At 43.3% G+C, this 15,728-nt stretch carries 2 protein-coding genes; both read left to right on the top strand.

Annotated elements, in window-relative coordinates; genetic code table 11:
• The first annotated feature begins 5 nt into the window (after window positions 1-5).
• Window positions 6-2,084, top strand: a complete 2,079-nt coding sequence (locus J0654_RS10410) for a PorP/SprF family type IX secretion system membrane protein (RefSeq protein ID WP_207028651.1) — start codon at window positions 6-8, stop codon at window positions 2,082-2,084.
• Window positions 2,085-2,094: 10 nt separating this feature from the next.
• On the top strand, window positions 2,095-15,714 hold the full coding sequence (locus tag J0654_RS10405) for a T9SS type B sorting domain-containing protein (RefSeq protein WP_207028649.1): 13,620 nt from the start codon (window positions 2,095-2,097) through the stop codon (window positions 15,712-15,714).
• Window positions 15,715-15,728: the final 14 nt, after the last annotated feature.

Below are 15,728 nucleotides of genomic sequence, written 5' to 3'. Positions count from 1 at the left end.
CAGAAATGCAAACCAAAAAACCTCTACTATTGCTTGCTATCTTGCTACTTGCCTTCTCTGGAATGAGAGGTCAGGAAGAAGAAGCCTATGTACCTTATAACGTCCCTTCGCAAAACCTTTTAAAGTTCAACAGGTTCCTGCTGAACCCTACGTTTTCCACGGTAAGGGAGGACAAGTCGTACATTAATCTTTTTCACAGAAACCAGTCGGTATCTTTTGATGATAACAACCAGGTTTACTTCTTGAGCTATAGTGGTAGAGTGAGCGACAGAAGTGGGGTTGGACTTAGTTTATTCACCAATCGTGAAGGCTTGTTCAACAATTTTGGTGTGCATGCCAACTATGCCTATGGTGTACGTTTAAGCCCTAAAAGCACCTTTACCTTTGGTGCCAATGTAAGTTATTACCAAAGTGCCTTTAATCAAGACAGGGTGAATTCCGTAGAGGTTGATCCTTTCTTAAATACTTTGGAAAGCAGTTCTTTGGTGAGCTTTCAACCCGGATTCAACTTTTCCATTGGGAAGTTTGATATTGGTGGTTTTGCAGAAAATCTATTTGATTATAACCTGAAAACAAGTGAATCTGTAACAGATTTCAACGAGAAAACGTACTCTGGTCACTTACAATATACCCATCAGTTTGAAAACGGTTCGGGCATTATGGAACAAGCCCGTTTGATGCCGTTGGCAAGGGTTAGAAAAGTAGGTGAACAAGACATCACGCTAGGAGGAAACTTGATTCTTGACCTGCCTAAGTTGGGCTGGGTTCAAGCAGGTTACGACGACTTTTATGGCGCTTCTGCTGGTTTAGGTTTCAACCTTACCAAAAACATTTCCTTAGGATATACTGTTGAAAAAGGCTTGTCCAACGAGTTTGAAAACTTTGGTGTCACCCACGAAATCTCATTGGCCTATTCCTTTACACCAAACCTTACCGAGGACCGTGTTATGTTGGAAAAAGAAGGTGAAGAATTGGTTTCCAACGATGAAGACGTACCACAGGACAGTTTAAACCTTACCGATAAAGACCTTGAAATTGCTCAGCTTAAAGACAAGCTGGCCGAGAACGATGCTATCCTGGACGAACTGTTAATGCGTCAAGATTCCATTGAATCAACCAGAAAGAAGGATTTGGAAAGGCGTTTTGAAACCGTTATGAAAATGGTTCAGCGTGAAACTAGAGGACAAAACCCACAGTTAGAGCAAAGAGCGAAAGAAGTATACTTTGCCAACATGGATACCGCCGATATCGTATCCAGAAAAAAACAGCCTTTGGCCAACCACGGACTATCGAACAATACCTCAACCAAAAAAGTAATCAAGATAAACGAAGCCAAGGATAATACAAAGGCAACCTATGCCTCAAACTCCAAGGCTAAAAAAGACAATACGTACAGGCCCATAAAAAGCAAAAAAACCACAGGGTTCAAAGCCCACGTGGTTCCCAATGTGGAAAGCGGACATTATTTGATTGCCAATGTGTTCAGGAACACAAACAATCTAAACGCATTCATTGAAAAGCTTAGGTCCCAAGGCATTGAAGCCGATTATTTCCAAAACCCGAAGAATGGCCTCAACTACGTGTACATAGGTGACTTTAGCAACAAAAATGAAGCTTTGGATGCTTACCGCACCAAGTTGAACGGAACATATCAAGGCGATGCCTGGGTAATGAACGTAAACGGGGGAGACTCTCCAATTGCAGGATATTCTGGAATCGCGGATAACAGCAGTTCCAAGTACGGGAATAACAGTCTTTCCAAAAACGTAGCAAACCGAGCTAACAACCGAGGAGGCAAACATGTAGTGCTCAGAACACAATCCGGCGATGGATTGGCAGAGGGATACTACATCATTGCGAATGTTTTTGAAAATTCATCAAGTGCAAAACAATTTGTTAAGGAACTGAATGCAAGAGGCTTGCACGCGAGCTATTTCGTAAGTCCCGCAGACAAAAACAAGTACGTGTATTTAAAAAGACACGAAACCTGGAACAACGCCTTGACCTCTTACTATACCAAACTAAACGCTTCGTATGACGACGATATGTGGATCATGCGAATTAAACCAAACACAACCATTTAACCCCAAACATATGAAACTATCACTACTCAGATGGGGCACATCTATTTGTATACTCTTGTTTATGTATACAGGTATATCACAAGTAAAAAACGACTTTGATGTCCGTTATGAAAACAGGCTGAAAGGAGACCTTACTTTTATTGCCAATAATATCGTCAATAGGGACGAAGGTGGCAATAATCCTGAGGACCCCTATAATGCAACCGGTTCCAGTTCGGAATATAATGATAGGCTCAACATGCAATACATAGATATTGATGGTGACCCTTCCACATTTAGTTCAAGTAGCGCAACTCTTGCGGTACCGGATCCCGACTGTTCCTTGATTCGTTACGCAGGTCTATACTGGTCCGCAGTGTACCAAGACAGTAATAGAAGCAGTGACTTTAATCAAGTAAAGTTCCAGGTTCCCGGAGGTTCCTATATGGACCTAACTGCTGATGAAATTCTATTTGACGGTGATGGTGATGCCGATTTTGGTAGTTATGCCCCTTATGCTTGTTACAAAGATGTAACCTCCATATTAACTGGGCTTTCCAATCCGGATGGAGAATATTTTGTGGCCAATGTTAGGGCGAGCTCCGGCGACAATGTACGGGGTGGTGTTTCCGGGGGTTGGTCCTTGGTTGTCGTTTACGAAAACCCAACGCTTCCTGGAAAATACATTACCACTTTTGATGGGTATGCAGGAGTTAAGTCAGGTGAAACCGTAGATATTCCTTTCAGCGGATTTACAACCTTGCCTGCACCTTTCCCGGTAAATGCTAAACTTGGTGTTGCCGCTTTAGAAGGAGATAACCGAATCAGCGGTGATCAATTGGCCATTAGAGCGGATAGCAATGCTTCATTTACTACTTTGTCCAATACAGCAAACCCCTCTAATAACTTTTTTAACAGTAATATTACGGATGAGGGAAGCATTGTAACCACACGAAACCCCAACAGTATGAATACCTTGGGGTGGGATGTAGACCTCTTTACCATACCAAACCCAAGTCAGTCGGTAATTCCGAACGACGAAACAGGCGCAACGTTACGGGCCTCATCTACCCAGGATAAATACGATATTTTCTTCACCTCTTTGGATGTGGAGATTATTGAACCCACTATGAACTTGGCTAAAACGGTCGAGGACATTGGTGGTAACGATATTACAGGGCAGGGCGTTAATTTAGGTCAATACCTGGATTATGTACTGACCTTCCAAAATGTGGGCAACGACGATGCGGTAAACTATACCATTCGCGACGTGTTGCCAATTAACGTTACCCTGGACGAGTCTAGTATTAATATGCCGGCCGGTGTAACATATACTTATGACCCTGCTACACGGACCGTATTGTTCACTGTTCCAGATAGCATTATTGAAGAAGGTGACCCGGCCGCAACCATACGTATGCGTGTTCAAGTTGCGGAAAACTGCTTCGATTTTGTAGATGCCTGTACCGATGTTATTCAAAATTTGGCCTACTCTACCTATCAAGGGGAAATCAATACGGCTCAAATTACGGACGACCCGAGTGTTTCGGATTTTGATGGTTGTGGTTTTGGCACGCCTGGCGCCACTAACTTCCTTTTGGATGACCTTAGTGCTTGTAACTTTACAAGAACCGTACAGCTCTGTGGAGATGATGTTCTGTTAGATGCTGGCGACAATTTTGACAACTACGTCTGGTACCGTGACGAAAACGGAAACAACCAAATTGATGTAGGGACGGATACCGTAATTACGGATAGTGATTCGGATAACGACCCAAGTACCATTTTGGTCAATGATATAGGCACCTACATTGTGGATAAGCAAGTGGCCGACCCGTGTAAGGATTTCCAAGAAATTATTACTGTGGAATTGTTTGGTTCTGTTCAATCCAACCCAATATCTGCACTTATAAATGATACATCAAACACCATTGATGGAGCTATTGAAATATGCCCTAATGATGGTAGTGAATTGCCCGAAATTTTCTTGTGTGGACTTAATGACACCGAACTTATTCAAATAAACATTCCAGATGCTACAAGTATTGTCTGGGAACAATTGGATGAGGCTAGCTGTGGAGCCGCGGTAGATGGTTGTGCCAATACAAGCACCTCCTGTACCTGGAACACAGTGGATACCGGAAACGACTTTTTGGCCTCCGATACGGGACAATATAGGTTGGTCATCAACTATCAAAATGGATGTTTCAGCAGGTTTTATTTCAACATATATAAAAACCCGCTAGACCCCCAATACACAAGCAGTGACATTATTTGTGATACATTGGGAAACATTACCGTAACCAACGTGCCGTTGACTTATGAGTTCCAACTTGTAGATCAATCCACAGGAACAATTGTTGAGCCTTACCAATCGAGCCCGAGTTTCGATATCGATACCAATGGAGCCTATATGGTAGAGATGAGACAGGCCGGTGTTACTGATGGTTGTGTTTTTGTTTTGGACAACATTGGGATATTGCGCAGGGATTTTCAAGTAGATGTGGTTCCCCAGGACACCGACTGTAATGGTTTGGGAGAAATTGCGATTTCTGTGCTCAATGTAGAGGCCCAGTATTATTACGAAGTATCGCAAGGAGGTACCGTAGTAGATACACATGGACCTACAAACGACAACAACTATACTTTTGCAAACTTGAATGATGGCGTTTATGATGTTTCCGTTACCACCGACGATGGTTGCGATTACACCGAACAAGTCACCATCAACGATCTAACCGACCTAGAACTTACCGCAAGAGTTTCACAACATATTACCTGTAAGGAAGGTAATATTCTTATGGAATCTACAGGAGGTAAAACTCCGCACACCTACGCGATTTGGTCTTATGTGGATGAAGATGGAAACCCTGTTATTTCCTATCCAACCGTAAATGATATCCCTGCATCAGCTTATCAGACCAGTCAAATTTTTGATATCTACGATCCTGGACAATATACTTTTGTTGTTGTGGACAGAAACAACTGTCATGATTTCTCAAACACGGTGACCATTGAGTTTAGACCAGCTGCAGATTTCAATCCAACAACAGTTACCGATGTACTTTGCTATGGTGATGCAACTGGAGCAATTACCTTTAACCTGATCAGTAATAACGGTTATCAATTAACTTACTACTTATTTGATGCTACAGGTTTTGATGAAGACAATTATAACTTAAACAATGCGTTGGCCACAAACGCGTCAGGAAACTTCCCTGGGTTGACAGATGGAGATTATGTAGTGGTCATCAACCAAAGAAAAGGTAGTGCTTCGTGCGACTATTTCGAATATTCTACAATTTCGGCACCATCATTTGCCTTGGGTGCAGACGCCGTCCTAACGCAGGAATACACTTGTCTACAAGACGGTATTATCGAGGCACAAAATATTACGGGGGGAACAGCTCCTTATGAATACAGTATTGATGGCGTGAGCTTTGTAAGTTCTCCGACATTCTCCAACCTAACGGATGGTAATTATACCGTAACCATTAGGGATGCCAACGGATGTATTTTTGTTACGGACCCCGTTACCATAGCACCTTTAGATCCACCAACAGACATTGATTTTTCAGCCACCAATCCGCTTTGTCCATCTTTTGTTTCGGATGTGACTTTGTCTGTTACAGGCGGAGAGCCGAACTTGGTTTACGAACTTATTTCACCTGCCGCAAGTGCGTTGAACAATGGGAACAACCCTACTTTCACTGATTTAAATCCAGGAACTTATTTGTTCCGAGTAACGGACAATACCGGGTGTGCTTATGAAGAAAGCTTTACAATTGCCCCCGTTACCGAAATATCCGTAACAGGACAAGCAAATAGCAACATTACTTGTTTTGGTGCTGCCGATGGCCAAATCCAATATACCGTAAATAACTTCAATACTGACTACGATTATACGGTAACAGGTCCGTCCAGTTTTTCTGGAACTGCCGAAACGAACAATACCATTTCCTTTACTGGATTAGCTGAGGGAACATATACCATTACCGTTACCGATAACTTTACCAATTGTACGGATACTGCCGATGTAACTATCGCAGCCCCTCCAGCAGCTATAACGGCACCTGTTACCGTTGCTCAGCCAACTTGTTTGGCAGATGGTTCGGTAAACATTACCGCCTCTGGTGGTTGGGGAAGCTATACCTATGCAATCACTGCCGGACCAGCAACTTTTGGTCCACAAAACAACGGCTTGTTCAGTGGTATAAACCTTGGTGGAACCTATACCTACACAGTTACTGATGCAAATGGTTGTGTGTTTACGGACACCTTCATTATAAATGAAGCCGTAGCCCCGGTTTTGGATATTGTTGCAAACGACATTTGTTATGATGACGCAACTGGATTGACCTTAACGGCCAATATTACTTCGGGCGGAGATGGAAATTTTGAATATAGCTTAAACGGAGGTCCTTTTGGAACCAGTAACGTATTTACCGGTCTGGGTCCAGGAACTTACACCATCGATGTTAGGGATGGTAACGACTGTACCGATTCAGCCTCCATTACCATAGACCCTGAACTTAGTGTTGTTGCATCGGCTCCAAATATTACAGCTTGCGCAACTGACACCGATGTTACCATTACCGCTGCCGGCGGGGATGGAAACTATGTATATGCCGTTGTTGCAGATGGAATTACACCGACTGCCGGTGATTTTTCTACGGCCAATCCTGTTACAGTGACAGGAGCTGGAGACTACGATATTTATGTAAGGGACAATAATGGAGCTGCTGGTTATTGTGAGGCTACTTATGACTTGACCATAGCACAAGACCCTCCATTGGCTCTTACCCCTAATATTACCGATGTTAGTTGTAATGGCGGTTCAGATGGAAGCATTGTGCTCAATGTTACCGGTGGTGAGGCCCCATACTTGTTTAGTATAGACAATGGAGCAACCTACCAAACATCCAACACCTTTGTCAACCTAACAGCCGGCACTTACGATATTAGTGTAACAGACGCCAATAACTGTCCTGTTACCACACAGGTTACTATTACAGAACCCGACCCAATTGTTGCCGAGGCCCAAATTACCCAAGATTACACCTGTACGCAATTAGGTGAAATTACTGTAGGCAGCGTTACACCGACCTCTGGTGGATCTGGAAGTTTTGAGTATAGTTTAAACGGAGGCCAATGGGTAACTACGACTGTTTTTTCAGGATTGACCGACGGCACTTATAGTATTAGGGTGCGTGATGCAAATCAAATCGATTGTTTCATCACTTTGCCAGATGTAATCATTGCTCCTTTACCAGTAGAGCCAACTTTGTCTACCTCATTAATTTATAACTGTGATGGAACTGCTGAGGTTACCGTACTCCCATTAGACGCCTCTTACACATATAGCATAGACGGGGGAACACCACAGGCGAGCAACATATTTAGCGGAGTGGCAACAGGAACTCATACCATTGAAGTGAACTATGGCAGTGACTGTACCGTACAAACTCCTGTCATCATAGAACCCGGAAATGCTTTTGATGGTGCGATAACCACCTTTACAAACCTTACCTGTAATGGAGCTGCGGACGGCACCATCACTTTTGAAGCGGAAAACTTTGATCCAGCCACTGGCTTTACCTACCAAGTGGATGGTGGAGCTGTTTCTGCTGCCCAATTCGCAAGCCCAATAACCATAACAGGTCTCGCTGCTGGAGCACATACCATCAACATTGTTGATCTAAGGGACCCTGCATGTGCTGTAGTGTTGAATCAAACATTGACACAACCTAATGTGTTGGACGTTACAGCCTCCATCACCAACGAACTTACATGTACCAATGGCGGTGCAACAATTACTGCTACTGCTACAGGGGGTACGCCTGCATACCAGTACCAATTGGAAGATGGTTTGGGAACTGTAATTACTGCGTTCCAATCATCCAATGTGTTTGCCGGACTTGCTGCCGGTGATTATGTGGTGCGTGCCAGAGACACCAACCTGTGCGAGGACACCACAACTGTTATCACTATTGACCCTCCAGCAACCATTGTGTTTACCACGACCCCTACAGCGTGTTATAGTGGAAACAATGATGGAAGCATTCAAGTTGATGTAACGGATGGAAATGGAAATTATCAGTTTAGCATTAACGGAGGAGCATGGATAACCCCTACACCTTCCACAGCAACATCCTATACTTTCAATAGCTTAACTGCTGGAACTTACACTATTGATGTACGTGATCAATATGGATGTGCTGTGCAGGATACCGCGACAATCAACCCTGCTTTGACGGCTTCAGCTTTCCTTGATAGTGATTTGACCTGTTTGGACGATGCAACAATTACCATTAACGCAAGTGGTGGCAGTGGTTCATATTCTTATGAGTGGTCCACCGATGGTGGAACTACTTACAGTTCAACTGGATTCACAGGAAATGTGTTCAACACGAATACCGATGGAACATATATGTTCCAAGTAACTGATACCGCTGGTTGTACCACAACGACCAACAGTATTTTGATAACACCCGCAACACAACCGGTAATAAGCAGTGTTACACCAACTGATATTCTTTGTAATGGGGAAAGCACCGGTGCATTGGATATTGTAATAGATACATCCGTTGGTGTTCCACCATATACCATCAATGTATATGAAACCAGTGGTACAGACTATGGAACACAAACAGCAGGATTGCCTGCGGGAAATTATGAAGTAACAGTTACGGATTCCAAAGGTTGTGTGTCTGACCCATTCCCAGTAACGATTTCTGAGCCTACACCGATAACCTATACCACTTCAGATGTGCCTATTACTTGTGATGATGTAACAGGGGTTACTGATCCTGGTTCCATTACTGTGTCTGGAGTGTCTGGAGGAACAGCTGAGTATACTTACATACTAACAGCAAACAATGGTATAGCCCCACAAACATATACTACTTCTCCAGGTGCTAGAGATTATACTTTTACCGTATTGGAATTTGGTATCTATCAAGTAGATGTGGTGGATGCAAACGGATGTGCTTCATATACTACTGAAATCATTTCATCTCCACCGGATGATCTGAACATTGATGTGAGTACAGTTACGGCAGATTGTGTTTCAGGTGGTACAGCTATAGTTACCGTTGATGCCACCGTTGGAAGTGGCAACTATGAATTTGCCATCTTAGAAGAATATACAGCGCCTTATGTAGATGACCCTGCAAATGACTATATTGGACCTGATTCTCCAGGAGGGGACACGGCTACCTTTACAGGACTTACGCCCGGTATTACCTATACCTTTGTGGTCTTTGACACCACAACAAACTGTTATTATTTTGAAGAAGCAGATGCTCCAATAGATACACCTTCTTCTATGACGGCCAACTTGGATGCCATTAACAATGTAAGTTGTACCGGTGCTGCAGATGGTAATATATCTTTTACCTTCACAGGATTTGATAGTGGTGCAACTGATGTGGATTATGAGATTTTCAACAGACAATCAAATACAAGTACTGGTTATTCTGGTAATGCTATAGTAAACCCACCCACTTCGGTAACAATTGACAACTTTGGTTCTTTGCCTCCTGGTGAATACTATCTATTGCTTACAGAAAATAATGGAGCAAACCCTGGATGTTCTGTAAGCGGAGGCGAATTTACCATCCGTGAATCTGCAAACCCATTGGATTTGGACGTGGCCAGTCCACAAAACGATAACTGTAATCCAGATGCTGGTGTAATTACTGCTACGGGTAGATATGGGACCGCACCTTATACCTATCAATATTTGTTGAGCACAGATGCAGCTCCTACTGCAACAGATGCGGGGTGGACTAATAGTACATATGCTAATGTTGAAGCTGGGGACTACATAGTTTACGTAATGGACGCATACGGATGTATTGTTCAAAAGCCTATTACTGTTGATGAAGACCCAAGCCCCGAAATATCCATTGCCGTTATAGATGAGTGTGTTGATGAAGGCTTGTTCCAAGTAATGCTAACCTTGGATAATCCAGCTCTTGCTATGGCACCTTTCCAAATCAGTGTAAATGGTGCTGCATTCCAGAACTTTACTTTTGATGGAAGCAATCAGTACCTGATTTCTGGATTGAGTTCAGGATTGGGTCAAACTATTGAGGTAAGAGACTTAAACGGTTGTATCGACACCGAGGTTTTTGATATTCAGACACCACTGGAGTTCAACGTAATTCAAACCGTTGCTTTGGATTGTGAGCCAAGTACCGCTGCTTACGCTGAACTTGAAATCGAAGTGATTTCTGGGTCGGGAAGTTATGAGTATATAATAGATGGACCAGGAACAGCATACGATGAACCAAGGGCAGAACTTGTTCTAGATGCTGACAACAAATTTGTCTGGACTGGTGCTGGTGTAGCTGGGAGCTACGATGTAATCGTGTTCGATATGGGCACCGCACCGCCTAACTGTCCTAAAACAATTACTGTGGATGTACCCGATGCTCCCCAACCTTCCTTTACATCAACTTTCACAGATGTTACTTGTTTTGGAGCTGATGATGGAACCATTTCTGTACAAGCAGAAGACAATGGTATCGGACCATATACCTTCCAAATTATTGGATCATCCGATGGGTCTATCAGCTTGCCAATTGCGCCTTCAAGCTCAACAGCTACAACAGCAACCTTTACAGGTTTAGCAGGTTCCGCTGCAGGTATAACTTATGATATTCAGGTAACCGCTGCGAATGCTTGTACGGATACTGAAACCATAACCATTACCGAACCCGACCCAATTGCTTTGACTGCCGATGTAGTTGAGTTCGGTTGTACAGTTGGTAATAATACCAACAATGCCACTATCACTGTGGACACTGCTTCCATAACCGGAGGAAGTGGAAACTATGTCATCTACGAATTTATCAATGATGCTGGTTCTGTAGTCGTTCAATCAGGAAGTAACCCTGTATATGTGGAAACCGATACCAATGGTGGTAGCTATACAATCAATGTGTATGATGACAATGGTTGTATGGGATCAACAACTGCAGTTATTGCCCCATTTGATAGTTTAGACAATGCTACGGTGGCCATCGATGCCGTTGCTACATGTGTTAGTGGTGAGGATATCACTATTACCGCAATTGGATCTATCACCAATTCAACAACAGACCCTGCCAATTACGAATTTAGGGAATTGCCTTCTGGTACTTTCCAACCATCTGGTACTTTCACTGGACTATCTGTTGGCATCCATAATTTTGAAATAAGAAATATAATTACAGGTTGTATCATTACAATATCCCACGAAGTAGCAGACCCAGAAGTCCTGGATCTGAATATCCTGAGTACTACCGATATAACCTGTTACGGAGATACTAATGGCGCTGTGCAATTGAATCTTGTTGATGGTTCAAACGTTACCTACGCAAGTGCTACAACCTATACGCTATATTACGATATCAACAACACGCCAGCTAATCTGGGTGATGATGTCGTGACCACAGGTTCTGATACCGATGGTAACTTTACCATTTCAGGACTTGCTGCGGGGGCCTATTACATTGAAGTAACCGATACCAACCCTCCGGGTGCAGCCTGTGTATACAGTGAATCGTTCAACATTGCAGGACCCGCTGCAGCCATAACTGGAGCTACAGTGGTAACCGATATTACCTGTTTGGGTAACGATGGTACTATTCAGATTACGAATGTAGCTGGAGGATGGGGTGGATACGCCTACTATGTAGGGACCACTTCACCAACCGGACCTGGTGACTATGTGGGAAGTCCTAGCTTTAGCGGACTTGCTGCAGGAACTTATGAAGCATGGGTAATCGATTCCAGTGGTTGTGAACAACTAGTGGATACCGTAACCCTGACCGATCCTATTCCGATTACGGCAACATTGCAGGTCAATGTAGAAAACTGTACCAACCTACAAGGAGAAATCGAAGTTGTTGGAACAACTGGGGGACAAGGAAGCAACTATACCTATCAACTGATCAGAAACGGATCTAACGTAGGTTCGCCACAAACCAGTGCTATTTTCTCTGGATTGGGTGCCGGTTCTTACGAGGTATTGATTGCCGATCAGTGGTCCTGTACCACAACTGTTGGGCCTGTGGTACTTTCCGATGCCATGACCGCCAACACTACAGTGGTCAAACCCATTGATTGTACACTGGACCCGGGAGGTCAGATTACGGTTAACGTATCCGGTGGCTCATCAAACTTGACCTTTGAGGTGGTTTATCCTGATTTAACAACAACGGATAGCAATAATACAGGAGTATTTACAGGACTTACTCAGCCAGGTGTTTACACCTTCACAGTAACCGATAATGATACAACCACACCTTGTACCTATGTGGTAACACAGGAATTGGACGACAAAGTGGACCCTGTAATTGATAACGTGCTTGTTGATGATGTGAACTGTTTTGGAGGTTCCGATGGAAGTTTGACCGTGGTATTGGATCCAGCAACCGATGTTGACCCAGTATACACCTATGAACTTTATCAAATGTCCGACTTGGTAAATCCTTACCGATTCGCACAATCAAGCCCTGTATTCGACAATCTACCTCCGGGTGATTACCAAGCAAGGGTGATTTCATCAAGGGCATGTGAGGATACTTTTGATGCTACCGTAGGAGAGCCGCCTGTATTGAACGCTACTGCAACAACAACAGATTTTGTTTGTACTCCTACCAACTCTATAAACGAAGCAACTGTAACCGTAACACCTACAGGTGGAACGGCACCTTATTACTATAGTTTTGAAGGGAATGGTTTCACTTCTTCTGCAACATTCGCCGTTGTGGATGATGGAACAGTTCAAACCATCGACTATATCGTTAGGGATGCCAATGGATGTGAATATCCTGATAGTATAGATGTTCAACCGTTGAACACCTTCACTCTTGGTGTTGCGCAAGATATGGCCATTTCCTGTGTAAATCCGGAGACAGTAACCTTAACCGTTACCGAAAGTATCGGTGGTGATACCTATACCTTTGAGTTGTTGCCCGTCGGAAATCCTTATGGATCAATGACAGGGTCAACAGCTACTACGGCAACTTTTGAGTTGACAGCACCTGGAAGCTATACATTTAGAGCAACCAACAATACAACAGGTTGTTATGTTGAAACCACTCACACCATAGCTCCATATGATACTATTGATGTTGTGGCCACTGCCACTTCACCAGCTATGTGCTTTGGTGATGCAGGTACGTTGGAAATCGATGTAACGGGATATAGTGGAACATATACTTATGAAGTTTTCAATGCTGATGGTACAACCACAGGAATAATTGGAAGTGGAAATACCTCCACCAATCCAATGTCCGTTACCGATCCATTATTGGTCGGTGGTAACTACTTTGTACGAGTATCTGAAACAGCTTATCCAGAATGTATAGAAGATTCGAATACCATTACCATAGTTTCGCCAAGTTCAGCACTGGATTATACTCCACAAGAAGTGGCCAATGTAACCTGTACCAATGATCAAGGTGAAATTTTGATAGCTCCAACAGGTGGTTATGCACCCTATGATATTGTATTGACCAACACCACAACATCCGAAGTGTATACCATGAACGATGTACCTAGCTACGTGTTCACAGGTTTAGCTGCCGGAAATTATACGGTAAGTGTTACTGATAACGGTGGTTGTGTTGAAGATCGAACGTTGACCTTAATAGAACCTGACCCGATTACAGCAGATATTGATGCTGCCCCAATAGATCTATTGTGCTATGGTGCAGAAAGTGCCTCCGTATGGGCCTACAATGTAACAGGAGGAGAAGGTTCCTACGTATATCAGTTGAACTATTATGACCAAACCGGTACTAACATCGTATTTACCACTGGTGAACAAAGCAGTAATACATTCAACGATTTGGGAGCAGGAACCTACAGCATTACCGTATCAGATGGATGGAACTGTGGCGTGGAAACACCTCAGGTAACCATAACCGAACCCACCGAAGTGGTGGCCTCTCTTGTTCAAGTTAGTGGAATGACATGTAATGACGATGCACAGATCATGTTGTCGGCTACAGGAGGAACCGCTCCGTATTTCTATAGTACAGATGGCATTAATTTCACTGCAATGAGTGGTGGAGATACCCATACGTTCGATGTTGGACCAGGTACTTATCAATATTACGTACGTGATGCCAATGGTTGTGATGCCTTAATATCCAACCAGGTAACTGTAGATGAGGTACCGGAATTGATGTTGGAAATAGACGAATCTGCAGCCCTTATCAATTGTACTGGTGAAGCATCTGCAACCATCATTGCTACTGCTACTGGTGGTTTGGGCAACTATAGTTACGAATTGTTCAGCGATGCGGCCTTGACCAACTTGGTTGACGGACCTCAATCCAACGGAACATTCAATGGACTAATGGCAGGTGATTACTATGTAAGGGTAACCAGTGAGGACTGTGTTGAGGTATCACCGGTAATCACGATCGTTGATCCAGAGCCATTGGTTGTAGAAAGAGAAGAGTTTACAAATATTACATGTTCAGGAATGAACGATGGTACTATTACTGTTGAAGTGTCGGGTGGAACCGGTGAAATCCTTTACGCTATTTCACCGAATCTAGATCAGTTTGATACGACGAACACATTTACTGATCTAGAACCCGGCATCTATGATGTAATCGCTCAAGATGTCAATGGTTGTTTCATTACATTCCAATTTGAGCTCACGCAACCGGAACCAATTACCGCAGAAGCCATCAACATTATGGACGAGGTATGTTTTGAAAGTGGTGATGGATCGTTCGAACTTCAAATATCCGGAGGTACCGCTCCGTATGAGACAAGTTTGAATTCCAGTGCCGATGCAAATTTTGTTCAAGACCAGTTCTTGTTCCAAAATTTAACTGCAGGAAACCATGTGGTGTTCATAAGAGATGCCCAAGGTTGTGAAACCAACGTTATTGTGGAAATAGAGCCAGGTGTAAACCTTGCTGCTACGGTAACTCCAATTTATGAGTGTACCGGATTTATTCCTGATAATTACTTGGAAATCGTATTGGAGGATGAATCTATTGCCGACGAACTTATGTATGCCTTGGATTCCACAGATCCCGCGGATATGCAATTAACGGCAGACTATACCAATATGACGCCAGGTGATCATTACTTGACCATTGCACACGCCAATGGATGTATGACCACATATGACTTCACCATTGAAGCATTTGAACCTCTTACATTGACATTGGAGAACAACAACATCAACGAGATTACGGCAATAGCTGAAGGTGGAGTGGAAGATTATACCTTTTATTTCAATGATATAGACAATGGAACAGACAATACATTCTTTATCAACAGAACCGACACCTACACTGTAACCGTGGTGGATCAGAATGGTTGTGAAGCTACAGCAGAAATTTATATGGAGTTCATAGATATTGAGTTCCCGAACTTCTTTACACCAGATGGGGATGGATTGAACGATTTTTGGATTCCGGATAACATTGAGGGCTTCCCTGACGTACTAATTAAGATTTACGATCGTTATGGTAGAGTAGTGGAAGAGATGACCCGAAACGTTCAAGGTTGGGATGGAAATTATGATGGAAAACCATTGCCTACCGGAGACTACTGGTATGTTGTTCAACTCCAAGGAGAACAGGACGACAGAGAGTTTGTTGGACACTTTACACTGTATCGACAATAACACTTAACCTGCTT

Source organism: Flagellimonas profundi, from assembly GCF_017313275.1.
Lineage (GTDB): Bacteria > Bacteroidota > Bacteroidia > Flavobacteriales > Flavobacteriaceae > Flagellimonas > Flagellimonas profundi.
The sequence above is the reverse complement of the archived record's forward strand: the minus strand, read 5'-3'. Positions and strand labels throughout refer to the sequence as shown.